This window comes from Streptomyces sp. NPDC053367 (assembly GCF_044545925.1).
In the GTDB taxonomy this organism is placed as follows: Bacteria; Actinomycetota; Actinomycetes; order Streptomycetales; family Streptomycetaceae; genus Streptomyces.
In genome coordinates, this window is sequence record NZ_JBITYN010000001.1 from 1,358,464 (window position 1) to 1,382,317 (window position 23,854).

Consider the following 23,854-nt stretch of genomic DNA (forward strand, 5'->3'; position numbering starts at 1 on the left):
GCCCGCATGACACAGGCCCCGCCGCTCGGAAGCGACGGGGCCTGTGTCTACATGGGGTGCCCTCGGTGGGGGCTGGTGGAGATGGCGGGAATCGAACCCGCGTCCAACGGTGCGGAATCAGGGCTTCTCCGTGTGCAGTCTGGTACGAGTTTCTCAGCCCTCCGGATCACCCAGACAAGTCCGGAACGGGCTCAGTCACTGTTAGATTTCCCTCTTCACCCCGTGACCGGGATCAAGGTTTAGTTCCCTAGCTGATGCCAGGATCCGGGTCGGGAACAGCCCCGGGCTGACACTTCGCGAGTCGCTGATCAGGCAGCGAGGGCGAAGGAATCGCGCTTGGTGTTGGCGATTATTTGTTTCGGCCTGTGGTTTACGAGATCATGGCCGCTTCCTCGACACGCTTCCCCTGCTTCGACAGCCGCTGTCGAAACCGATCATCCCCATGTTGATTTTTCAAACCGTGTGCCCGCTGCGGGGCACGAGTGCCATCGTACGTGAACAACGCGCGGCCGTGCCAGCGTATTCCCGCTGCCGCGCCGACCAGGGCTACGCCCCCCGCTGCCTCCGCTTCGCCGCCGCGATCGCCCGGTCCGCCTCCCGCCGGTCCTGATGCTCGCGCAGGGTCTGGCGCTTGTCGTACTCCTTCTTGCCCCGGGCGAGGGCGATCTCGGCCTTGGCGCGGCCGTCCTTGAAGTACACGGCGAGCGGCACGATCGTGTGACCAGTCTCCCCCGCCTTGACCTCCAGCTTGTCGATCTCCTCGCGGTGCAGCAGCAGCTTGCGCTTGCGGCGCGCGGAGTGGTTGGTCCAGCTGCCCTGGCTGTACTCGGGGATGTGGGCGTTGTGCAGCCACGCCTCTCCCCGGTCGACCTGGACGAACCCGTCGACCAGCGAGGCACGGCCCTGCCGCAGCGACTTCACCTCGGTGCCGGTCAGCACCAGGCCGGCCTCGTAGGTGTCGATGATCGCGTAGTCGTGCCGCGCCTTCTTGTTCTGGGCGACGATCTTGCGCTTGCCGCCCTTCTCGCCGTCCTTGGCCTTGGCGGCCGTCCCGCCCTGCTTCGGCTGGGACTCCTTGGGTACGTACATTCCCTTGCTCATAGTGCCGTCCATTTTCGCACTACACAGGGGCCTGACGGGAAGCCGTTTACCGCGCGGCGGCGAGGCGACGGGGCAGCCGCCTACCGCCCGGCGGGCCGGCCGCCTGACGGCGGGGCGCGGAGCCCGGCGGTGAAGCCGCCTACCGCCCGGCGGGCCGGCCGCCTGACGGCGGGGCGGGGAGCCCGGCGGTGAAGCCGCCCACCGCCCGGCGGGGCGGGAGCCCGGCGGTGAAGCCGCCTACCGCTCCCCCAGCCCGCTCAGCACCGTCTCGGCCCGCCGCAGCGCCCCGGTGTCGGCCTCCAGGTCGGGGGTGATGCCCTTCCCGTCGACCCCGCGGCCCGCCGGGGTGCGGTAGTGGCCGACGGTCAGCTCGGCGACCGAGCCGTCGGGCAGCCGGCTCGGCATCTGCACCGAGCCCTTGCCGAAGGTACGGGCGCCCACCACGACCGCCCGGCCGCGGTCCTGCAGGGCGCCCGTGACCAGCTCGGCCGCGCTCATCGTGCCCCCGTCGACCAGCGTGACCAGAGGTTTCTCCGTGTCGCCGCCGGGCTCGGCGTGCAGGGCGCGCTGCTCGCCCTCGACGTCGTAGGTGGCGACCAGGCCGCCGTCGAGGAAGGCGGAGGCGGCGGTGACGGCCTCGGTGACCAGGCCGCCGGAGTTGCCGCGCAGATCGAGGATGATCCCGGCGCCGGGCCGGGCCTGCCGTACGGCACCCCGCACCCGCTCGCCCGACCCCCTGGTGAAGGCGGCGACCTTGATCACGGTGACCCCGCCGGGCAGCCCCCGTACGGTCACCGGCTCGGTCGACAGGCTCGCCCGGCGCAGCGTGACGCTCCACACGCGTGTGCCGCGCTCCAGGCCGAGCCTGACCGGCGTACCGACGGGCGCGTCGGTGGCGTCGCCGCGCAGCAGGGAGACGACCTCGGTGACCGGGCGCCCGTCGACCCGGTGGCCGTCGACGCTGCGCAGCCGGTCGCCCTCGCGGATGCGTGCCTCGGCGGCCGGCGAGCCCGCGCGCACCCGGGCCACCTCGATCCGCCCGTCCCGCTCGCGCCGCGCCATCAGCCCGACGCCGGTGTACCGCCCGTCGAGCGCCTCGGTGAACTCCTCGTACTCGCCCTCGGAGTACACGGCGCCCCAGCGGTCCCCGCTGCGGCTGACCGCCCGCTCCGCGGCCTCCTCGGGCGACTTGCCGTCCGCCATCGCCTCGGCCGCGGCCTCGGCCACCTCGTGCCGGCTCACGGAGGCGGCGGCGGTCCGGCGCACCTCGGGCTCGGGTGCGCGCTCCTCGCCGGGCAGCGCCCCGGTCGCGGCGCCGGCGGCCAGCACCCCGGCGAACACCAATGTCAGGGCAGCCCCGCGGCCGACGCGGCGGGGCTGACAGAACAGGTCACGACCTGACATGGCGGTGAGTCTAGGACAACGACAAGGGCCGTACGGTCGGTTGACCGTACGGCCCTCGGGGCGTGCGTCACACCTTCAAGTACTTGCGCAGCGCGAAGAACGCGGCCAGCGCCGGCATCAGCAGGCTGGTCACCAGGATCAGCGGGAGGGTGCCGAGGACGGCGTCCCAGCCGATGAAGTTGATCAGATTGAGCTTCTCGGACAGGGCGAGGCCGTGGTCGATGATGAAGTAGCGCGTGGCCACCAGGAAGGCGCAGGCCACGGTGCCGCCGATGAGTCCGGCGACGGCCGCCTCCGCGATGAACGGCGCCTGGATGTAGAACCCGGAGGCGCCGACCAGGCGCATGATCCCGGTCTCGCGCCGGCGGCTGAACGCCGAGACGCGCACGGTGTTGACGATCAGCATCAGCGCCACCACCAGCATCAGCGCCATGACCGCCCGCGCGGCCCACTTCATGCCGTTGAGCAGCTCGAAGAGGTTGTCCAGGATGCCCTTCTGGTCCTGCACGGACTGCACGCCGTCCCGCCCGTTGAACGCGGTCGCGACGACGCTGTACTTCTCCGGGTCCTTCAGCTTGATGCGGTACGACTCCTGCATCTGGTCCGGCGTCAGGGAGCTGGCCAGCGGGGAGTCGCCGAACTGCTCCTTGTAGTGCTTGTACGCCTCGTCCTGCGACTCGTAGGTCACCTTGTCGACGACGGTCATCTTGTCGAGGCTCGCGAGGATGTCCTTCTTCTGGTCCTCGGTGACCGCGCCCTTGGCGCAGTTGGGGTCGGACTCGGCGTCGCTCTTGTTGCAGAGGAAGATCGAGACGTTGACCTTGTCGTACCAGTAGCCCTTCATGGTGTTGACCTGATCGCTCATCAGCAGCGTGCAGCCGAACAGCGCCAGGGACAGGGCGACGGACACGACGACGGCGAAGGTCATCGTCAGGTTGCGGCGGAGACCCACACCGATCTCCGACAGTACGAACTGGGCGCGCATGGCGTCTGGTCAGGCCTTTCCGTGGAGCAGTGGGTCGTCAGTGCTGGTAGCCGTAGACGCCACGTGCCTGGTCGCGCACGAGGCGGCCCTTCTCCAGCTCGATGACGCGCTTGCGCATCTGGTCCACGATGTTCTGGTCGTGCGTCGCCATCACCACGGTCGTGCCGGTCCGGTTGATCCGGTCGAGCAGCTTCATGATGCCGACGGAGGTCTGCGGGTCGAGGTTTCCGGTGGGCTCGTCCGCGATCAGCAGCTTGGGCCGGTTGACGAACGCCCGCGCGATGGCCACGCGCTGCTGCTCACCGCCGGACAGCTCGCCGGGCATCCGGTCCTCCTTGCCGCCGAGGCCGACGAGTTCCAGCACCTGCGGCACCGACTTGCGGATCTCGCCCCGGGACTTGCCGATGACCTCCTGCGCGAAGGCGACGTTCTCCGCCACCGTCTTGTTCGGCAGCAGCCGGAAGTCCTGGAACACGGTCCCCAGCTGGCGGCGCATGTGCGGCACCTTCCAGTTGGAGAGGCGTGCGAGGTCCTTGCCCAGTACGTGCACCTGCCCGTGGCTGGCGCGCTCCTCGCGCAGGACCAGCCGCAGGAACGTGGACTTGCCGGAGCCGGAGGAGCCCACGAGGAAGACGAACTCGCCCTTCTCCACTTCCAGGGACACGTCCCTGAGTGCGGGGTGGCTCTGCTTGGGGTAGACCTTGGAGACGTTGTCGAATCGGATCACGGATGCACCACGGGTCGCCGGGGGTAGATGTGCGTGACCATACGCGACCCGGGTGCGCAACCGCAGGCTCCGGGAGCGGTTGCGCGTACCTTGTTCGTTTTTGCGCAACCAAAGAACCTGGCACAGTGGAGGGGGAACGTTCTCACCCCGGAAGGCGTTCTCAGCTAAGGAACCGGCACGAGGAGGGCGAGCGCATGACGTACGACCGGTTGGTGTGCGCGAACTGTGCCGCCCCCGTGGCGGAAGGTCGCTGTCCGGTGTGCCGCGCGAACAGAGAGCGACTGCAGCAGGGGAACTTCTTCGCCGGCCTGAACCCCATGGCGCTCATCGCGCTGCTGGCCATCCTCGTCGCCGCCGTGGCGCTGCTGGCCGCCCACCAGACGGTGTGACGGCGAAGGGCCCGGAGCGGCAAGGCTCCGAGCCCTCGCGACAGTGCGCCGGCCGCCGTCAGGCAGCCGCACCGCCCCGGCCGCCGACCAGGCGCGGCAGGATGCGGAAGCCGATGCCGCCGGCGATCATCGTGGCGGCGCCCAGCAGCAGGAACGTGGTCTGCGCGGCACCCGTCTCGGCGAGCTCGTCGCCGCCGCCCTGGGCGGTGGTGTCGGAGCCGGTTCCGGCGCCCGTGCCCGTACCGGTGTCGGAGCCCGTGTCGGTCAGGGACGAGGAGCCCTCGTTCTGCGCCGAGTCGCCGGAGCCACCGTCCGGGTCGGCGTTGTTGCCGGAGTTGCCGTTCCCGTTGCCCTGGCCGTTCCCGTTCCCGTTCCCGTTTCCGTTCCCGTTGCCGTTACCGGTGTTCGGGTCCTCCGAGGGGTCCTCGGTCGGGTCGGGGTCCTCGGTGGGCTCCTCGGTGGTCGGCTCCGGCTCCTCGCTCGGCTCCGTCGGCTCCTCCGTGGGCTCCGGCGGCAGGTCCGTCGGAAGGTCCGTGGGGATGTCGGTCGGCAGGCCGGTGTTGCTCGGGTCCGGGTCCGGGCTCGGGGACTCGTCGGCGCACAGGATGCCGAGGACACAGTCGGACTCGGCGGCGGAAGCGGCTCCCGCGGCGGTCAGCGAGGCGCCGGCGGCGATCACGGCACCGGCCGCGATGCGCGCGACTCGGATCCGCGTCTTGTTGGTCATCAGGCTGCTACCCCCAGTAGCTGATCGTCGATGAGGCGGCGCTCGGGACGGTGATCAACGGAGGTAGTCGGATCGAAGCGAAGCCCCCCGGTTCACATGCGTCCCAGAAATACGCATGCCACGCTTCACCCTTCCCATTTTTCAAAGCAACGTCAAGGCCGTTCCGCACGCATTGCCCAAGTCCGGCGCACGATGCCGGAATTCAGCCCTGTGTGCGTCCTGCGAAACCCGGACAAACGCCAACCGCCCCCAGGAGTGGGGGCGGTTGGCAAGTCGATCTTCAACTTTCGCGGCGGTGAGGCTACTTCTCCTGCTGCTTGCGCCAGCGAATGCCGGCCTCCAGGAAGCCGTCGATCTCGCCGTCGAGCACGGCCTGCGGGTTGCCGACCTCGAACTCCGTCCGCAGGTCCTTGACCATCTGGTACGGGTGCAGGACGTACGAACGCATCTGGTTGCCCCAGGAGCTGCCGCCGTCCTTGAGGGCGTCCATCTTGGCCCGCTCCTCCTGGCGCTGCCGCTCGAGCAGCTTCGCCTGCAGAACGTTCATGGCCGTGGCCTTGTTCTGGATCTGCGAGCGCTCGTTCTGGCAGGAGACGACGATGCCGGTGGGCAGGTGCGTGATGCGCACCGCGGAGTCGGTCGTGTTGACGCCCTGACCACCGGGCCCGGAGGACCGGTAGACGTCGATGCGCAGATCCGACTCGTCGATGTCGATGTGGTCGGTCTGCTCGACGACCGGCAGCACCTCGACACCCGCGAAGGAGGTCTGGCGGCGGCCCTGGTTGTCGAAGGGCGAGATCCGCACGAGGCGGTGCGTGCCCTGCTCGACGGAGAGCGTGCCGTAGGCGTACGGCACCTTCACGGAGAAGGTGGTCGACTTGATGCCGGCCTCTTCGGCGTACGACGTCTCGATCAGCTCGGTCTTGTAGCCGTGGCGCTCCGCCCAGCGCAGGTACATGCGCTGCAGCTGCTCGGCGAAGTCGGCGGCGTCGACGCCGCCCGCCTCGGCGCGGATGTTGACGAGCGCCTCACGGGCGTCGTACTCACCGCTCAGCAGCGTGCGGACCTCCATCTCGTCCAGCGCCTTCTTGACGGCCACGAGCTCGGACTCGGCCTCGGCACGGGTGTCCGGGTCGTCCTCCTCCTCGGCCATCTCGAACAGCACGGCGAGATCGTCGATCCGCGAACGCAGGGCCTCGGCCTTCCTCACCTCCGCCTGGAGGTGGGACAGCTTGCTGGTGATCTTCTGCGCCTCGTCCGGGTTGTCCCACAGGGACGGCGCGGCCGCCTGCTCCTCGAGCACGGCGATGTCTGCCCTCATGCTGTCGAGGTCCAGAACGGCCTCGATCGACTCCATGGTCGAGGAGAGGGACTTGAGCTCTTCGGATACATCGACGACTGCCACGCTCCCAGCGTAACGGCTCCGCCGGGCGTCGAGGTCCGGTGAGGCGGGGTTCACGGGGGAAGCGGGGCCGGGCGCGCCCCTGACCTCGGCTCCTGGCGGACCGGTGACGGACGGCGGGACGGGGGCCGGTGCCCTGGCCTCCAGCTCTTGGCCGACCGGTAACGGGATGCCGGTGGGCACGGGCCGGGGTCCGGGGCGGAGCCCCGGGGGGTCAGGGGGACGCCGGGGACGAGGAGCCGCGGTCGTCGGAGGGGGTGCCCGGGTCGTCGCCGGAGGAGACCGCCCACGTACCGACGCCGACCGCCGCGATCAGGGCCACCGCGGCCGCCCCCAGAGTGATACGGCGCCTGCGGGCGGAGGCCCGATGCCGCGCGGAACCCGGCCGGGGCGCCCCCGCGGCCCTCGGCACCCGCGCCGTACCCCGCGCACCGCCGGCCAGCTCGTCGGGCGCCGGCACCCTCATCGACGTATGCGTGTCACGGTTGGAGTCCGGCTTGGCGCCCGGGACCAGGGACACGGCCCCCCGCCGCTCCCGCTCACGCGCCGCGGGCACCTCCGCGGCCGTCTCCTCGGGCTCGCTGTCCGGCTCGTCCACGTCCAGCGGCGGCATCCCCGCCAGGGTCGGCAGCTGCTCGCGCAGCCGGGCCGCGAGCTCGGAGGCGCGCAGCCGGGAGGCCGGCGCCTTCGCCAGGCACTGGACGATCAGCGCCCACAGCTCCTCGGGGATGCCGGGCAGCGGCACGACCGTCTCGGTCACATGCCGCCGCAGGACCGCGCCCGGATGCCCCCCGCCGAACGGCGTGAAGCCCGCCAGCAGCTCGTACAGCACGGTCGCGAGCGCGTAGATGTCGACGGCGGCCCGCGGCGGCAGTCCCTCGACGATCTCCGGCGCGAGGTAGTCCGGTGTGCCGATGATCTTCGTGGCGCGGGTCCGGCGCGGCGAGTCGATGAGCTTGGCCACACCGAAGTCGGTCAGCAGGGCCGGGTGCGCCCCGCCGGGCCCGAGGGGGCCCTGCATGTCGAGCAGCACGTTCTCCGGCTTGACGTCCCGGTGCACGACCCCGGCCGCGTGCGCCGCGGCGAGCCCCTCGGCGACGTCCGCGACGATCGCCACGGCCGCCTCGGGCGCGAGCCGCCGCTCCCGCTCCAGCCGGGTGCGCAGATCGGTGCCCCGGACCAGGTCCATGACGAGGGCCAGGTCGTTGCCGTCGACCACGAGGTCGCGTACGGAGACGATGTGGGGGTGCTCCAGGCCGAGCAGGGCGGTGCGCTCCTGCACGAAGCGCCCGACGAGTTCCTGGTCCGACGCGAGGTCCTCGCGCAGCAGCTTGATGGCGACGGGCCCGTCGGGGCCCTCGCCCAGCCACACCGTGCCGGCGCTGCCCCGTCCCAGGATCTGGTGCGCGGTGTACCGGCTGCCGATCTTCCGTGCCAAGACTGCTCCTACAGACGCGTGTTGTCGTTAAAACTACGCGTCCGATGAGCCAACCTTCACCGCCGAGGCGTAAATCACCCGCCAGGTGTCGACAAATCCACAGACTCGCCGTCACCACCGGCCCCCGGCCACCGGGGTACTACTGCGAGGAGTTCCCGCCCAGCTGCCCGATCCAGTCCGAGACCGTGCCGACCCAGTCGCTGATCTGTTCCCAGTAACCCTTGCCGGTGCCGATCCACTCCTGCAGCGGGCTCAGCTCCCAGATCAGCCAGCCCGCGACGAACACCACCACGATCATGACCAGGCAGCCCTTGAGGCAGCCGAGCCCGGGGATGCGGACCGGGTTGGCGCTGCGCTGACGCGGCCGGCGGGGCTCACGCACCGGCGGCTGGGGCTGCTGCGGCTGCGGGGCGGGCGCCTGGGGGGCGTACCGCTGCGGCTGCGGCGCGGGGGGCTGGGGCGTCTGGTAGCGCGGCTGCGGATGGCCGTAGCCGGGCGGCGGGCCCTGCTGGGGGCGCTGCTGGGGCTGCTGCTGCGGGCGCGGCTGCTGCTGCGGCCGGGCGACCTGCCGCTGGGGGCGGCGGCGCAGCGGGTCCTGGTCGGGGTCGAGGTACTGGACCTGCGTCTGCTCGTTGCGGTCGCGGGCCGCGCGCAGCTGCGACTGCCAGGGGTGCGGCTCCTCGGGCGCGCCGGGCTGCTGCCCCTGCGGCACGGGCGGCATGACCGCGGTCGGATCGGCCGCCCCGCGGCCGGCCCCGGTGTTCGGCAGTACGGCGGTGGGGTCCGCGGCTCCGGCCGGACCGCCGGTGTGCGGCAGCACGCTGGTCGCGGCGTTGGGGTCGTAGGCGCCCTGTCCGCTGTGCGGGAGCACCTGCGTGGGGTCGGCGGCGGCGGGCGCCGGGTCGGGCGCGAGGAGCGCGCCGACGTTCTCGGCGGCGGCGATCTGCGCCGAGTTCGCGTGCACGCCGACGCCCTGGGCGACCACGCGCAGGCCGCGCGCGAGGTTCTCCGCGCTGGGCCGTTCGTCGGGGTTCTTGCGCAGGCAGCGCTCTATGACCGTCCACAGCGGCTCGGGCACGTTGGACGGGCGGCGCGGCTCGGCGCTGAGGTGCTGGTGCAGCACCTCGAGGGCGGAGCTGCCGGAGAACGGCGGGCGGCCGGTGACCAGCTCGTACAGCAGGATGCCGGCGCCGTAGATGTCGACGGCGGAGGTCTGCGGGCGGCCCTCGGCGGACTCGGGCGCGACGTACGCGGGCGTGCCGACGAACTCGTGCGTCCGGGTCAGTCCTGGGGAGTCGGCCAGACGGGCGATGCCGAAGTCGGTGAGCATCGGGTGCATCTCACCGCCGTTCTGCGCGAGCAGGACGTTGGCCGGCTTCAGGTCGCGGTGGACCACTCCGTCGGCGTGGCTCGCGGCGAGCGCGTCGGCGATCTGCGCGGTCAGCAGCGAGGCCGCGACGGGCGTGAAGGGGCCGTTCTCGCGCAGGTAGCGGTGCAGGTCGGGGCCGTCGACGAGGTCCATGACCAGGGCCAGCAGCTCGCCCTCGACGACCAGGTCGCGGACCCGGACGATGTTGGGGTGGGTGAGCCTGAGCAGGACGGAGCGCTCGCGCAGGAAGCGCATCACGATGTCCGCGTCGCTCGCGAGCTCTTCCTTGAGCACCTTGATCGCCACGGTCTCGCCGGGCTGGCCGGGCACGGCCGCCTCCGCGCCGGCCGTCTCCCGCTGGCGGGCCCGCCAGACGGTTCCCGTGGCGCCGCGGCCGAGCGGCTCCTCGAGGAAGTACTTGCTGCCGACTGGCCGCACGTCACGCGCTCCCTGCTGCTTGCCCGAAGAGTGTCCCGAGAGTGTCCCGATGTTCCGACCCACTGTAGTGCCGAGCGAATCGAAGCAAAGGTTCGAAGGAAAGACGACCCTCCCGCTCCGTTTGGTTGCCCGGCCCGGACGTGACCGATCTCTACTGATCGTCCGCATGACCGGGATCAGGCATTTTTACGGGCAGAGCCGACCAATCAAGATCACTTCTTCCCGGGCGGCGGGCGCATTGTCGGTGGCAGGTGCGAGGATGCGTGCAGTACTGGCCGACGTGCTCGTGTGGTGGTGGGGGGAGTCCGCGCCCGCGCGCAGAAGGGACCGCTGACGGCGATGCAGATCCGGCTGACCGTCGTAGACCCGCTGGGCCCCGCCGCCGAGGCGCGCGGCCGGGCCACGAGCCGTGACGTGCTGGTCACGGCCCCCGCGGGGACGGCCCTGGCCGCGGTGGCGTCGGCGCTGGCCTCGGCGGCCTCGGGGGACGGCACCGGCGACCGGCCCGAGCGCGGCGGCACGGCGGTGCTCTACGCCGGCGAGGAGCGGCTGGACGCGCAGCGCTGCACCCTCGGCGAGCCGCCCCTGGTGGACGGCGCGGTGCTGTCCGTGGGCGCCCCGGCCGGTCCCGAACAGCACCCCGAGGTGGACGGCGCCCCGGCCCAGCTGCACGTGGTGGCGGGGCCCGACGCGGGCGGTGTGCACCTGCTGCACGGCGGGCAGGTCCGCATCGGCCGCTCCGCCGACGCCGACGTCCCGCTGGACGACCCGGACGTGTCACGGCTGCACTGCGCGGTGACGCTCGGCGCCGACGGCCGGGTCACGGTCGCCGACCTCGGCTCCACCAACGGCACCGTCCTCGACGACACCCGCGTGGACACCCGCCCGGTCCGTTTCCCGCCCGGCGCGCTGCTGCGGATCGGCGAGTCGGCCCTGCGCCTGACCGCCCCGGCGTCCGGGCCGCTGCCCCGCCTGACCACCGCGCCGGACGGCGAGGGCCACATCCGGGTGCTGCCGCAGCCCGCGGAACCCGGCGAGCCCTCGACGCCCCCGGCCGCGCACCGGCCCGAACCCCCGGTCGTGCCCGGCCAGGGCGGCGCCCCGCTCATCGAGCACCGCCCCTCCGCGGACGCCGACACGCATGCCGGTCTCTTCGGCGTGGGCCGCTTCACGGAGGACCCCCCACCCCCCGTGACAGCGACCCCGGCCCGCGAGGGCGGCCGCCGCAAGGGCGGCCTGTCCGCCTGGGCCCGCCGGCTGAAGAAAGAACGCCCCGAGCCCGGGGACCGCACGGAACCCACGGCCCACGACACCCAGGACGCCGAGGCGCCCGCTCGGCCCGCTCCCCCGGGGCTGCCCGAGACCTGGCCCGACCCCGCCGCCCTGCTGCTGACCGCGCTGGGCCCCGGCCCCCGGCTGTGGGAGCGCGGCCCGGGACACCCCGAGGCCCTCACGGTCCGGCTCGGCACCGCCGACCGCACCGCGCCGGACGGCTCGCACCTGCTGCCCGCCGTGCCCGTCACCACCGGCCTGCGCGAGGCGGGCGCACTGGGCCTGGCCGGACCGCGGCCCCGCCTCGCCGGACTGGCCCGCGCGGTGCTGGCCCAGCTCGCCGCGCTGCACTCCCCGGACACCCTCGACCTCGTGCTGATCAGCACCGACCGGGCCCGGCCCGTCGAGGAGCGCACCGCCGAGTGGTCCTGGCTCGGCTGGCTGCCCCATCTGCGCCCCGGCCACGGCCAGGACTGCCGCCTGCTCCTCGCCTACGACCGCGAGCAGGCCGCCGCCCGCACCGAGGAACTCCTGCGCCGCCTGGAGGACCACCTCGCCGAGCAACGGGCGCGGGGCAGCCGGCCGGCGCCGATATCCCCCGCACCCGCCACCGGCCCCACGGACACCCCCGCCGCCTCCCCGCGCGGAGCGGCCCGCCGCCCTTCCTGGGCGCGGGACGACGACGCCGCGGACCGGGTGAGCGGGTTCCCCGGCCCGTACACCGTGGTCGTCGTCGACGGCGACCCCGGCGGGCCCGGACTGCGGGACACGGTGGCGCGGCTCGCGGCGGAGGGCCCGCGGGCCGGCATCCACGTCCTGTGTCTGGCCGAGACGGCCGCGGCCTCTCCCGCCTCCCCGGTGACGGAGACGTACGAGGCGGCCTGCGCGGCGGCGCCGGTGTTCCGCGAGTGCGGGGCCGTCGCGCTGCTCAGCGGCGATGTGGCGGGAGCCCTGCGGCTGCTGCGCGTGGCCCGCACCGGGGCCGCCGAGCGCGCACCGGTGGGCCACGGCACCGTCGGCACGGTGGACGCGGTGTCCGCCGCCTGGGCCGAGCGTTTCGCGCGTGCCCTGGCCCCCCTGCGCACCGACGGCACCGGCGAACGGCACCCCCGCGTCTCCGCCCCCCTCCCGCAGGCCGCGCGGCTGCTCGACGAGCTGGGTCTCGCCCGGGCCACCCCGGCGTCGCTGATGGCGCGCTGGGCCGACGCCGCCGACGACACCTCCACGCCCGGCGGCCGCGCCTCGGCCGTCCTCGGCGCCGGACCGCGCGGCCCGGTGGTCGCCGACCTCGTGACGGACGGACCCCACCTGCTGGTCGAGGGCCCGGCGGGCAGCGGCCGTACGGAACTGCTCCGCGCGATCGTCGCCTCCCTCGCGGCGGCCGAACGCCCCGACCGGCTGGGCATCGTCCTCATGGACGGCCGCGACAGCGTGGGCGCGGGCAGCGGCCACGGCGACGGGCTGCACGTGTGCACGGACGTCCCGCACGTCACCACACACCTGCTGGCCAACGACCCGGTCCGGATGCGCGACTTCGCCCAGTCCCTGAGCGCCGAGCTCAAGCGGCGCGCCGAGCTGCTCGGCCAGGAGGACTTCACCGCCTGGCACACCCGGCAGCAGGTCTCCGGCCGCCTGGTGGCCCAGCGCACGGCACCGGCGCCGACCGGCGCGGCCGACCTCGACACCCCGCCCAGTTCGACCCTCCGGCTGCGCCCCGCGGCCGCCCGCCGCCGCACGGACGCGGCCCCGCCGCTGCCGCGCCTGGTGGTCGTCGTCGACGACCTGGACGCACTCGTCTCCCCCGCCCTGGGCTCCCCCGGCCGCCCCGCCGCGGGCTCTGTGATGCGGGCCCTGGAGGCGGTGGCCCGCGAGGGTGAGCGGTTCGGCGTCCATCTGGTGGCCGCGAGCGCCCCGGGTGGCCGTACGGCCGAGACGGAACCGGCCCGCCGGGCCGCGCTGCGGGTCACCCTGGAGACGCCCGCCCCCGGACCGGACGACCCCGCGCCCGGCCGTGGCCGCCTGACCTGTGCGGACGGGCGTACGACGGCGTTCCAGGGCGGCCGCGTCACCGGACGCATCCCTCGTACGGCGACCCTGCGGCCCACCGTCGTACCGCTCGACTGGCAGCGGATGGGCGACCCTCCGACCCGCCGCCCGGTCCGTGAACTGGGCAACGGCCCGACCGACCTGGCCCTCCTGGCCAGCGCCCTGCAACGCGCGACCCGCGAGGTGTCGGCAGCGGAGGTCCCGTCCCTGCTCTAGCGGTCCCCTGCTTGTGCGCGGCCGGTCGCGCAGTTCCCCGCGCCCCTAGGGGGTTGCGGTCAGGGGGTCTCCGCCCGCAGCGGCCAGGACGGACAACCCCCGGCCCGGCCCCGGCCCACCGAACCCGACGCGCTGGCGCAACCCCAACCGGACCCGCGCAGGCCGCCGCAGGCACCCGCGGCAGTCACGAGGGGGTCACGATCACCTGGTTGACACACCACGCGCACTTGCCGACCTCCCGGACCCGGCGTAGACCAGAGCCCACGGACAGCGTTCGGACGTTCGACGAGGAACGAAGAACGGGGCAAGTGATGCGCAGCACGAGCAACACGATCCGGACACGCAGGACGGCCAGGGCCGCCACGGCCCTGCTCGCGGGAGCGCTCGCGTTCTCGCTGACGTCCTGCGGTGACGACGACAGCGACGTGAACGAGGAGGGCGTCGGCCAGACGGAGTCCGCCTCCACCGTCACCCTCCCCAAACTGAACGGCGAGAGCCTCGAGGTCGCCGCCGTATGGACGGGACCCGAGCAGGCCAACTTCAAGAAAGTCCTGGCGGAGTTCGAGAAACGGACCGGCGCGAAGGTGACCTTCGTGCCCGCACAGGACCCGATCATCAACTTCCTCGGCTCGAAGATCGCGGGTGGCGCGCCGCCGGACATCGCGATCCTCCCGCAGGTCGGCGCGATCAAGCAGGCCGTCGACAAGGGCTGGGCCAAGCCGGTCGGCTCGGAGGCCCAGGAGCAGGTCGAGAAGAACTACTCCCAGGGCTGGCAGGACCTCGGCAAGGTCAACGGCAAGCAGTACGGCGTCTACTACAAGGCCGCCAACAAGTCCCTGATCTGGTACAACGCACCGGTGTTCGAGAACGCGGGCGCCGAGGAGCCGAAGACCTGGGACGAACTGCTGACGACCGCGCAGACGGTCTACGACTCAGGGGTGACCCCGTTCTCGATCGGTGGAGCCGACGGCTGGACGCTCACCGACTGGTTCGAGAACGTCTACCTCTCGCAGGCAGGCCCCGAGAAGTACGACCAGCTCGCGAAGCACGAGATCAAGTGGACGGACCCGTCCGTGAAGGACGCCCTGTCCAAGCTCGCGGAGATCTGGGGCAAGAAGGACTACGTGGCGGGCGGCGCGGCCGGCGCGCTGCAGACGGAGTTCCCGGCCTCCGTCACGCAGGTCTTCACCGGAGGTGACCAGCCCAAGGCGGCCATGGTCTACGAGGGCGACTTCGTCCAGGTCAACATCGCGGAAACGGACGCGAAGGTCGGCGAGCAGGCCAAGGTGTTCCCGTTCCCGTCGGTGGGCGACACCGCACCGGTGGTGTCCGGCGGCGACGCGGCGGTGATCCTTGAGGACTCCAAGGCGGCGCAGGCGCTGGCCACCTTCCTGGCCTCCCCGGACGCGGCGACCATCCAGGCGGGCCTCGGCGGCTACCTGTCACCGAACAAGAACGTCGACCCGTCGGCGTACCCGAACGCGGTGCAGCAGGAGATGGCGAAGGCCCTCGTCGCGGCCGGCGACGACTTCCGCTTCGACATGTCCGACCAGGCGCCGCAGGCGTTCGGCGGCACGCCCGGCAAGGGCGAGTGGAAGATCCTCCAGGACTTCCTGAAGAACCCGAAGGACATCGCGGGGACCCAGGCGAAGCTGGAGGCGGAGGCGGCCAAGGCGTACGGGAACTGAGCCGGCGATGGCGACGGCACCAGCGGCAGGGGTCTCCGAGACCCCTGCCGCTCCCCGTAAGCGCAGGAGCGTGACCGGTACCCGCAAGAGCGTGGCAGTGCTCTTCCTGCTGCCCGCCCTGGTGCTGCTCGGCGCGCTCGTGGTCTACCCGATCGGGTACTCGCTGTTCCGCAGCTTCTACGACCAGTCCGGCGACTCCTTCGCCGGCATCGACAACTACAAGGCGCTGTTCACGGACGACGGCATCCGCACCGCGCTGAAGAACAACGTCATCTGGGTGGTGTTCGCGCCGACGGTGGCCACCGTGCTGGGCCTGATATTCGCGGTGCTGACGGAAAGGGTGCGCTGGGGTACGGCGTTCAAGCTGGTCGTCTTCATGCCGATGGCGATCTCCATGCTGGCCGCGGGCATCATCTTCCGCCTGGTGTACGACCAGGACCCGGACAAGGGCGTGGCGAACGCGGTGTGGGTGGGCGTGCACGACACGTTCGCGCAGTCGTCGGCGTTCCCGAAGGCGCACCCGGGCCGTGACTCGCCGCTGGAGCCCGCGGGCGGCGGCGCGTTCGTCACCAAGGACCCGGTGCGCGCGGGCACACCGGTCTCGTTGCCGCTGGTCGGTGTGCCGCCCGACCAGATGCCCGACGGCGCGGAGCCGGCCGCCGCGCCCGAGGCCGATCCGGGCAAGGTGTCCGGCACGACCTGGCAGGACTTCACCCGGGGCAAGGGCGTGGGCACCCTGGGCAAGCCGGACGCGTCCGAGCTGGGCTATCCGGGGATGCGGATCGAGGCGGTCAAGGACGGCAAGGTGGTGGCCTCCACGAAGGCCGCCGACGACGGCACGTTCACGCTGCCGGAGGAGGCGGACGGGGCGCTGCTGCGGCTGCCGGCGAGCAACTTCAAGGAGGCGTACAACGGTCTGGACTGGCTCGGCCCGTCGCTGGTGACGCCCGCGATCATCGGGTCGTACATCTGGATGTGGGCGGGTTTCGCGATGGTGCTGATCGCGGCGGGGCTCGCGGGCATCCCGCGGGATCTGCTGGAGGCGGCGCGGGTGGACGGCGCCAACGAGTGGCAGGTGTTCCGCCGGGTCACGGTGCCGCTGCTGGCGCCCGTGCTCGCGGTGGTCGCGGTCACCTTGATGATCAATGTGCTGAAGGTGTTCGACCTGGTCTTCATCATCGCGCCGGGCTCCTCGCAGGACGACGCGAACGTGCTGGCGCTGGAGCTGTACCGCAAGGGCTTCTCGGAGGACCAGCCGGGTATCGCCAGCGCGATCGCGGTTTTCCTGCTGCTGCTGGTGATCCCGGTGATGTGGTTCAACGTGCGCAGGCTCAAGCGGGAGGTGCGGCGATGACGGCCAAGTCCCTGGGCGGCAGGCTCGTCGGATGGGTCAGCGGCAGTCTGGTCCGGGTGTTCCTGGTCGTCGTGGGCCTGTTCTGGCTGGTGCCGACGATCGGTCTGCTGCTGTCCTCGCTGCGCACGCCGGAGGACATGAACGACAGCGGCTGGTGGACGGTGTTCACCGAGCCGGCGCAGCTCACCGTGGACAACTACCAGAAGCTGCTCGACAACCCGGACATCACCGACTCGCTCGTCAACACCGTGCTGATCACGGTTCCGGCGACGGTCCTGGTGGTCGTGGTCGCCGCGCTCGCGGGCTACGCGTTCGCCTGGATGGAGTTCCCGGGCCGCGACTGGTGGTTCCTGGCGGTGGTGGGGCTGCTGGTGGTGCCGGTGCAGGTGGCGCTGATCCCGATCGCCGAACTGTTCGGCAAGCTCGGTCTGTTCGGGTCGATCCTCGGTGTGGTGCTGTTCCACGTGGGGTTCGGCCTGCCGTTCGCGGTGTTCCTGCTGCGGAACTTCTTCGCGGAGATCCCCCGCGAGCTGCTGGAGGCGGCCCGGCTGGACGGCGCCGGTGAACTGCGGCTGTTCGCACGGGTGGTGATGCCGCTGGCCGCCCCGGCGATCGCGAGCCTCGCCATCTTCCAGTTCCTGTGGGTGTGGAACGACATGCTGGTGGCGCTGGTGTTCACCGACGCGGGGAGCCAGCCCATCACGGTCGCGCTGCAGACGCAGGTACGGCAGTTCGGCAACAACATCGATGTGCTGGCGCCGGGCGCGTTCATCTCGATGGTGATCCCGCTGGCCGTGTTCTTCGCGTTCCAGCGGCAGTTCGTGTCAGGCGTGATGGCCGGAGCTGTGAAGTAGCCCGTGTGGGGCGGGACTTCACGGTCCCGCTCCACACGTCCCCGCCCCCACACGAACCCGCCCCCGCACGACCCAGCCCCCGCGCGAACCCGCCCCGCACGATCCCGCCCTTCACGAACCCGTCCCCTCACAGCCCCCGCCCTTCGGGAGGCTCCCCCCGTATGGCGTACACGGCGTAACCCCGTCGTCGCGTGGGCCGTTCCCGGGCAGAACGCCCGCGCCGACCCATGGATGTTCCGTTGCCCAGGTTCAGTGTCATCGTCCCCGCGTACAAGGTTCAGGCGTATCTGCACGCATGCCTGGAATCGGTCCTCACCCAGTCGTACGGCGATTTCGAACTCGTCGCCGTGGACGACGCCTCCCCGGACGCCTGCGGGGCGATCCTCGACGAGGTGGCGGCCCGCGATCCCCGGGTGCGGCCGCTGCGGCTGCGGGAGAACGCCGGCCCGGGTCCGGCCCGCAACGCGGGCAAGGAGGTGGCGGCCGGCGACTATCTGCTGTTCCTGGACGGCGACGACACCCTCACCCCGGGCGCGCTGCGGGCGATCGCGGACCGGCTGAAGGAGACCGGCGAGCCGGATGTGCTGGTCCATGACTTCGCGCGCGCCGACCGGACCGGCGTGCAGGTGCGCAACGAACTGGCCGCGCAGCTCACCGAGCGCGGCCCGGCCCCGTTCCGCCTGGTGGACCGGCCGGGGCTGCTGCGGGTGTCGCCGGTGGCCTGGAACAAGGCGTACCGGCGGGAGTTCGTCGAGCGTGAGGGCCTGGCCTTCCCGCCGGGCTGCTACGAGGACACGCCCTGGACGGCTCAGGCGCTGATGGCGGCCGAGTCGATCGCGACGCTGGACCGGGTGTGCGTGGTGCACCGGCAGCACCGGCACGGTGCCCTGCTGTCGGCCCCCGGTGAGCGGCACTTCGACCTCTTCGAGCAGTACGACCGGGTCTTCGCGTACCTGGACGCGCGGCCCGGACTCGCCCAGTGGCGGCCGGTGCTGTTCCGGGGCATGGTCGACCGGCTGACGACGGCGTTCACCGCTCCGGGCCCGCTGCCGGGCGGCAACCGGTCCGAGTTCCCGCGCCGGGCCCGCGCCCACTACCGCCGCCACCGCACCCCCGGCGGCGGCCCGCTGCCGCCGCGCGCCCGGCTGCGGCACGTCCTGGTCCGCCGGGGTGCCCACCGCACGTACCGGGCGCTGCTGCTCGGCGGGCGCCTGGCCCGGGCCGCGGCCCGGCTCGCGGCCCGCCTCGGCCGGGCGCTCGGGTCGTCCGCCCTCCGGCTGCACTACCGCGTCCAGCTGAGGCTGCCCGTGCGCGAGGACCGGGCGGTGTTCGCCGCGTACGGCGGGCGGGGCCACTCCTGCAACCCGGGCGCGCTGGAGGCGGCCTTCCGCGAGCTGGCCCCGCACATCCGCACGGCCTGGATCACCCGGCCCGAGCACCACCACACGGTTCCGCCGGCCACCCGCAGGCTCACCCCGGGCACGGCCGCGTACTGGACGGCGCTGGCCCGCTCCAAGTACCTGGTGAACAACGGCGACTTCGACCGCGCCCTGGTCAAGCGCCCCGGCCAGGTGTTCGTGCAGACGCAGGCCGGCACCCCGCTCAAGCACATGGGCCTGGACCTGCGCGACCGGCCCGCCGCCGCGCGGGACACGGACTTCGGCCGGCTGGTGGCGAACGCCGGCACCTGGGACTACGTCCTGTCCGCCAACCGCCATACCACTCTGACCTGGGAACGCGTCTACCCCGGCGGTCACACGACGCTGGAGTACGGCTACCCGCGCAACGACGTGTTCCAGCGGGCGACCTCGGCGGACGTGACCCGGCTGCGCGAGTCCCTCGGCATCCCGGCCGGCTCGGTGGCGATCCTGTACGCGCCCACGTACCGCGACCACCGCATTACCCCGGTGGCCGCCCTGGACCTGGAGCGCGTGCTGCGCCGCCTCGGCCCGCGGTTCGTGATCCTCGCCCGCCCCCACCACGCCCAGCCGGGCCGGCTCGGCGGCGCGGGGGCGACGCGGGTCATCGACGTCGGCGACCACCCGAGCGTGGAGAAGCTGTGCCTGGCCTCGGACGCGCTGGTCACGGACTATTCGTCGCTGATGTTCGACTACGCCAACCTCGACCGGCCCATCGTGATCCACGCCGACGACCGGGAGGCCTACGAGGCCGTCCGCGGCACCTATTTCGACCTGCGGGCCTTCCCGCCGGGCGCGGTGGCCCGCAGCGAGGACGAGCTGATCGACATCTTCGCGACCGGGCACTGGCGCGGCTCGCGCTCGGCCCAGCTGCGGGCCGCCTTCCGCGAACGGTTCTGCCCGTACGACGACGGACGCGCGGCCGAGCGGGTCGTACGCCGCGTCGTGCTGGGCGAGACGGACCTGCCGCCGGTGGTGCCGCTGGAGGAGCGCCGTCCCGTGCCGTCGGCGGCCGCGGTCTTCGCGCACGCACGGCTGGCGAGCGTGCCGCAGCCCGCCGGTCCGCTCACCCTCGCCGACTGACCTCCGGGGGTGCGCATGCTCCGTGGTTCGTCACGGCCGGCCCCGTCGCGACCGCCGGCCTGGCGGCCTTCGGGGCGGCCGGGCGGCGGGTCGCCGTCCCGTTCCCGCTCGGTTCACCGACCTCACTCGACACCTGGGGCTCACTCGATGGGGTGAGGTGCGGCAGTCCGGTTGACCGGGTCGGGAATATACGCCCAATGCCCCTTACGCACCGTTCTGCGACCGTCCGGTGAGCGCCGGCGTCCTGACCCGCCGGCCGGTTCGCGGTGCCACGGCGCTGCGCGGCGGCCGGGTGTGGCGGCCGACCCCGTACCAGGTGTTCGGGTTCCTGTTCTGGCTGCTGATGACGCTGGCGTACTGGGCTGTCCCGCTGTGCTGCGACGCGGGCCTGCACGCGGCGGCCGTCGAACGCCTGCAGGCCGACCTGCTGCGGCCGCGCCACCCGACGGCCGACCTGCCCGGCGCGGGGAGCCCCGCCTACTCGCCGTACGCGGTCGCGCAGGGCGTGTTCGCGCGGCTGACCGGGCTGGCCGGCTGGGAGACGGTCAGGCTGGCCGGTCCGCTGAACCTGCTGGTGGTGCTGACGGGCCTGAACCGCTTCGTGCGGATGCTCTCGCCCCGCCCCTGGGCACCCGTGTGGGCACTGGTCGCGATGACGCTGCTGTGGGGCACCGAGCGGGCCTCGTGGAGCGGCTCCCTCGGGCTGATGCCGATGACCGGCAACCTCGCCGACCCGTCGGCGTTCGCGATCGGGCTCGCCTTCTGGGCATGGGCACTGACGGGGACGCGGGCGCTCGACACGGCCCGGGTGCGGTTCGTCGGACCGCGCGGACTGCCGAGCCTGACCGGCTGCGCGGGCCTGGGCCTGCTCTACGGGCTGATCGTGCTGGTCCACCCGGTGCTCTCGGTCGCCGCGCTGGCGGGCGGGGCGGCGACGGTCGCCGGCCGGCAGCGCGGCCGGGGCCCGGCGGTCGCGGGCCGCTGGGCACTGACGGGCGCGGTGGCGCTGCTGACCGCGGCGGGCTGGCCGTACTTCGACGCGTTCGCGCCGGCCGGCGACAGCGGCGACCCGCGTCTGTACCGGAATCTGCTCGGCCACTTCTGGCTTGCGCTCGCGGCGGGCCTCCCCGCGCTGTGGCTGCGGTGCCGGCGTACCGGCCCGCGGGACCCGCTGGTGCTGATGTTCGCGCTGGAGTGCCTGGTGGTGGCGTACGGCCGGCTGAGCGGCCGGTACCTGTACGGCGGCGTCCTCGGGCTCACGCTGATGCCGTTGCAGTGCGCGCTCGCGATCGAGCTCGCGGCGCCCCGGCCCTGGCCGGTGTGGCGGCGCCTGCTGGGGGCGGGCGCGGCGGTGGCGGCCTGCGCGGGTTTCCTCACGGTGCACGCCGGGGCGGTCGTCCCCCGCTCGCTCGACCCCGTCGGCTTCGACCAGCCGCCGCGCCGGCCGTCGTACGACTGGGCGGCGCGGCACGTCCGCCCCGGCGAGGTCGTGCTGACCGACGGCCACCACGCCCTGCTGTCCCTCGCCGGCCACGGCGCGAACCTGGTCGCGCCGGCCCGCCCCGACCCGGCACTCGACGAACGCGTACGGAGGCGGGGGCTGGCGGACGTCCGCGCCTATCTCGCCGACCAGTCGACCCGCGCCGTGCGCACCGCCGTCGTCCGGCGCCACCGGGTGCGGTGGCTGCTGCTCGCACCCCGGCACACGGTGCCCGAGGAGGCCGTGGTGGTGGCGTGGAGCGAGCGGACGGGGGAGGTGCTGGCGCGGGTCGCGGGCCGTTGAGCGCCGCTTACTCGATGACGAGCTCGACGTCGATGTTGCCGCGGGTGGCGTTGGAGTAGGGGCACACCTGGTGGGCGGCCTCGACCAGCTTGCGGCCGGTCGGCTCGTCCAGGTGCTCGGGGAGCTCGATGCGCAGGGTGACGGCGAGGCCGAAGCCCTCGCCCTGCTTGCCGATGCCGACCTCGGCGGTGACGGCGGCGTCGCTGACGTCGACCTTGGCCTGGCGGCCGACGAGACCCAGGGCGCTGCCGAAGCAGGCGGCGTACCCGGCGGCGAAGAGCTGCTCGGGGTTGGTGCCCTGACCGTTGCCGCCGAGCTCGACCGGCATGGCGAGGGCGAGGTCGATCTTGCCGTCGGAGGAGACGGCGCGGCCCTCACGGCCGTGGGTGGCGGTGGCGACAGCGGTGTAGAGCGCGTCCATGGATGAACCATCCCTCTCGGAGAAGTCGTTCGGGTGGCCTGTTCGGCCGCCTCACGACCACAAGTAGAGCACACCATTCAGTTGTGCACAACTGAATGGCTCGCAGTTAAGTAGCGGCCCAGCGCTACCCTGGACGCATGACCCCGACACCGGCCGCCGCCCAGGAGGACTGGCTCCGCCTGGACCGCCAGATCTGCTTCTCCCTGCACGCCGCCTCGCGCGCCTTCAACGGCGTCTACCGCGTGATCCTGAAGGACCTCGGCCTGACGTACCCCCAGTACCTGGTGATGCTGGTCCTGTGGGAAAGGGGCGAGCAGCCGGTCAAGAAGCTCGGCGAGCACCTGCGCCTCGACTCCGGCACCCTCTCCCCGCTGCTCAAGCGCCTGGAGGCGGCCGGTCTGGTCCGCCGCGAGCGCAGCGCCCGCGACGAGCGCTCGGTGGAGGTCCGCCTCACCGACGAGGGTGACGCCCTGCGTGAGCGCGCCCTCGCCGTGCCCCGCCGCATCGTCGAGGCGACCGGCTTCGACCTCGCCGAGATCCGCGAGCTGCGGGAACGGCTGGACCGCCTGACGGGCGCCCTGGACGCGGCCGCGACCCAGGAGGGGGCTGGACACCGAACGCGCCGATCCGGCCACGAAGAGTGACGTTCGGGGTCCACGCGCGCGTGCCGGCTGGTTGACTGTGCCCCGGGGGAACGACCACGGGCCTCGGGGAACGACCGACCCCCGGGCCGACGGACGAGGGGACGGCCGTATGACCTGGCTGATCACCGGCGGCGCCGGATACATCGGGGCGCACGTCGTGCGCGCGCTGCGCGCGGCGGGCGAGGAGGCGGTGGCCTACGACGACCTGTCGACCGGCATCGCCGAGCGCCTGCCGCGTGAGGTGCCCCTGGTGGTGGGCTCGACGCTGGACGCGCGGCGGCTGCGCGAGGTGCTGGCCGCGCACCGGATCACCGGGGTCGTCCATCTGGCGGCGAAGAAGCAGGCCGGCGAGTCCATGGACCGCCCGCTGCACTACTACCGGCAGAACGTGGAGGGCCTGCGGGTGCTCCTGGAGGAGGTGACGGCGGCCGGGGTGCAGTCCTTCGTCTTCTCGTCCTCCGCCGCGGTGTACGGCACCCCGGACACCGACCTCGTCACGGAGGAGACCCCGTGCCGGCCGATGTCCCCCTACGGCGAGACCAAGCTGGCCGGTGAATGGCTGGTCCGCGCGACCGGCCGGGCGACGGGCCTGTCCACGGCCTGTCTGCGCTACTTCAACGTGGCCGGCGCGGCGAGCCCCGAGCTGGCCGACGTGAGCGTGTCCAACCTGATCCCGATGGTCTTCGAGAAACTCACCGAGAACGCCCCGCCCCGCATCTTCGGTGACGACTACCCCACCCCCGACGGCACCTGCGTCCGCGACTACATCCACGTGGTGGACCTGGCCGAGGCCCACGTCTCGGCCGCCCGCGCCCTGGCCGCCTCACCGGGCCGCGCCCTCACCCTCAACATCGGCCGGGGCGAGGGCGTCTCCGTCCGCGAGATGATCGACCGCGTCAACGCCGTCACCGGCTACGACCGCCCACCGCTCACCACCCCGCGCCGCCCCGGCGACCCCGCCCGCGTCGTCGCCTCCGCCGACCGCATCACCCAGCAACTCGGCTGGAAGGCCACCCACGACCTCCAGGACATGATCACCTCGGCCTGGGAGGGCTGGGTCCGCCTCCATCCGGAGGCGGCGCGGGTGTAGCCCTG

18 protein-coding genes and 1 other RNA gene are annotated in these 23,854 nt (G+C 72.8%); 9 read left to right on the forward strand and 10 right to left on the reverse strand.

Translation table 11 applies throughout. The annotated features are described in order from the left end of the window. Nucleotides 1–73: 73 nt before the first annotated feature. The 5 genes from ssrA to ftsE all read right to left on the reverse strand — a co-directional run bounded on the left by ssrA (nucleotide 74) and on the right by ftsE (nucleotide 4,217). Nucleotides 74–442: a transfer-messenger RNA gene (gene ssrA / locus ACIGXJ_RS06240) on the reverse strand. A gap of 104 nt (nucleotides 443–546) precedes the next feature. Next, nucleotides 547–1,089 (reverse strand): SsrA-binding protein SmpB, encoded by a 543-nt coding sequence (gene smpB / locus ACIGXJ_RS06245; protein WP_399642158.1) that lies wholly within the window; start codon nucleotides 1,087–1,089, stop codon nucleotides 547–549. A gap of 249 nt (nucleotides 1,090–1,338) precedes the next feature. Continuing rightward, complete coding sequence (locus ACIGXJ_RS06250) at nucleotides 1,339–2,505, reverse strand: S41 family peptidase (RefSeq protein ID WP_399642067.1); 1,167 nt, start codon at nucleotides 2,503–2,505, stop codon at nucleotides 1,339–1,341. 67 nt (nucleotides 2,506–2,572) lie between these two features. Then, complete coding sequence (gene ftsX / locus ACIGXJ_RS06255) at nucleotides 2,573–3,490, reverse strand: permease-like cell division protein FtsX (RefSeq protein WP_399642069.1); 918 nt, start codon at nucleotides 3,488–3,490, stop codon at nucleotides 2,573–2,575. 37 nt (nucleotides 3,491–3,527) lie between these two features. Then, nucleotides 3,528–4,217: a cell division ATP-binding protein FtsE gene (gene ftsE, locus ACIGXJ_RS06260; protein ID WP_399642071.1), complete on the reverse strand. Its 690-nt coding sequence runs from the start codon at nucleotides 4,215–4,217 to the stop codon at nucleotides 3,528–3,530. Nucleotides 4,218–4,411: 194 nt separating this feature from the next. On the opposite strand from ftsE, the gene ACIGXJ_RS06265 reads away from it, so the two are divergent. Continuing rightward, a complete protein-coding gene (locus ACIGXJ_RS06265) occupies nucleotides 4,412–4,606 on the forward strand; it encodes a hypothetical protein (protein WP_399642073.1) in 195 nt (64 codons plus the stop codon). A 58-nt stretch (nucleotides 4,607–4,664) separates the two neighbouring features. On the opposite strand, the gene ACIGXJ_RS06270 is transcribed toward ACIGXJ_RS06265, so the two are convergent. The 4 genes from ACIGXJ_RS06270 to ACIGXJ_RS06285 form a co-directional block, all read right to left on the reverse strand. Next, a complete protein-coding gene (locus ACIGXJ_RS06270) occupies nucleotides 4,665–5,333 on the reverse strand; it encodes an LPXTG cell wall anchor domain-containing protein (protein ID WP_399642075.1) in 669 nt (222 codons plus the stop codon). A gap of 301 nt (nucleotides 5,334–5,634) precedes the next feature. Further along, nucleotides 5,635–6,738 (reverse strand): peptide chain release factor 2, encoded by a 1,104-nt coding sequence (gene prfB, locus ACIGXJ_RS06275; RefSeq protein WP_399642077.1) that lies wholly within the window; start codon nucleotides 6,736–6,738, stop codon nucleotides 5,635–5,637. Between the two features lie 211 nt (nucleotides 6,739–6,949). Beyond that, nucleotides 6,950–8,173 (reverse strand): serine/threonine-protein kinase, encoded by a 1,224-nt coding sequence (locus ACIGXJ_RS06280; RefSeq protein WP_399642079.1) that lies wholly within the window; start codon nucleotides 8,171–8,173, stop codon nucleotides 6,950–6,952. Nucleotides 8,174–8,312: 139 nt separating this feature from the next. Beyond that, nucleotides 8,313–9,980, reverse strand: a complete 1,668-nt coding sequence (locus tag ACIGXJ_RS06285) for a serine/threonine-protein kinase (protein ID WP_399642080.1) — start codon at nucleotides 9,978–9,980, stop codon at nucleotides 8,313–8,315. Nucleotides 9,981–10,319: 339 nt separating this feature from the next. Here ACIGXJ_RS06285 and ACIGXJ_RS06290 point away from each other — a divergent pair, with 339 nt between their 5' ends. From ACIGXJ_RS06290 to ACIGXJ_RS06315, 6 genes are all read left to right on the forward strand, one after another. Beyond that, nucleotides 10,320–13,514 carry an FHA domain-containing protein gene (locus ACIGXJ_RS06290; RefSeq protein ID WP_399642159.1) on the forward strand — a complete coding sequence of 1,065 codons (3,195 nt, stop codon included), beginning with the start codon at nucleotides 10,320–10,322 and terminating at the stop codon, nucleotides 13,512–13,514. Nucleotides 13,515–13,825: 311 nt separating this feature from the next. Then, nucleotides 13,826–15,202 (forward strand): ABC transporter substrate-binding protein, encoded by a 1,377-nt coding sequence (locus tag ACIGXJ_RS06295; RefSeq protein ID WP_399642081.1) that lies wholly within the window; start codon nucleotides 13,826–13,828, stop codon nucleotides 15,200–15,202. A gap of 70 nt (nucleotides 15,203–15,272) precedes the next feature. After that, on the forward strand, nucleotides 15,273–16,556 hold the full coding sequence (locus ACIGXJ_RS06300; RefSeq protein ID WP_399642082.1) for a carbohydrate ABC transporter permease: 1,284 nt from the start codon (nucleotides 15,273–15,275) through the stop codon (nucleotides 16,554–16,556). After that, on the forward strand, nucleotides 16,553–17,410 hold the full coding sequence (locus ACIGXJ_RS06305; RefSeq protein ID WP_399642083.1) for a carbohydrate ABC transporter permease: 858 nt from the start codon (nucleotides 16,553–16,555) through the stop codon (nucleotides 17,408–17,410). Before ACIGXJ_RS06300 ends, ACIGXJ_RS06305 begins: the two co-directional genes overlap by 4 nt. A gap of 239 nt (nucleotides 17,411–17,649) precedes the next feature. Continuing rightward, nucleotides 17,650–19,911: a CDP-glycerol glycerophosphotransferase family protein gene (locus tag ACIGXJ_RS06310; protein WP_399642084.1), complete on the forward strand. Its 2,262-nt coding sequence runs from the start codon at nucleotides 17,650–17,652 to the stop codon at nucleotides 19,909–19,911. 229 nt (nucleotides 19,912–20,140) lie between these two features. Then, a complete protein-coding gene (locus ACIGXJ_RS06315) occupies nucleotides 20,141–21,694 on the forward strand; it encodes a hypothetical protein (protein ID WP_399642085.1) in 1,554 nt (517 codons plus the stop codon). A 7-nt stretch (nucleotides 21,695–21,701) separates the two neighbouring features. Here ACIGXJ_RS06315 and ACIGXJ_RS06320 read toward each other — a convergent pair whose 3' ends face one another. Further along, nucleotides 21,702–22,115 (reverse strand): organic hydroperoxide resistance protein, encoded by a 414-nt coding sequence (locus ACIGXJ_RS06320; protein ID WP_399642086.1) that lies wholly within the window; start codon nucleotides 22,113–22,115, stop codon nucleotides 21,702–21,704. Between the two features lie 137 nt (nucleotides 22,116–22,252). Here ACIGXJ_RS06320 and ACIGXJ_RS06325 point away from each other — a divergent pair, with 137 nt between their 5' ends. Together ACIGXJ_RS06325 and galE are read left to right on the forward strand one after the other, a co-directional pair. Then, nucleotides 22,253–22,759: a MarR family winged helix-turn-helix transcriptional regulator gene (locus tag ACIGXJ_RS06325; protein ID WP_399642087.1), complete on the forward strand. Its 507-nt coding sequence runs from the start codon at nucleotides 22,253–22,255 to the stop codon at nucleotides 22,757–22,759. Between the two features lie 109 nt (nucleotides 22,760–22,868). Beyond that, nucleotides 22,869–23,849 carry a UDP-glucose 4-epimerase GalE gene (gene galE, locus ACIGXJ_RS06330; protein ID WP_399642088.1) on the forward strand — a complete coding sequence of 327 codons (981 nt, stop codon included), beginning with the start codon at nucleotides 22,869–22,871 and terminating at the stop codon, nucleotides 23,847–23,849. The last annotated feature ends 5 nt before the right edge of the window (nucleotides 23,850–23,854 follow it).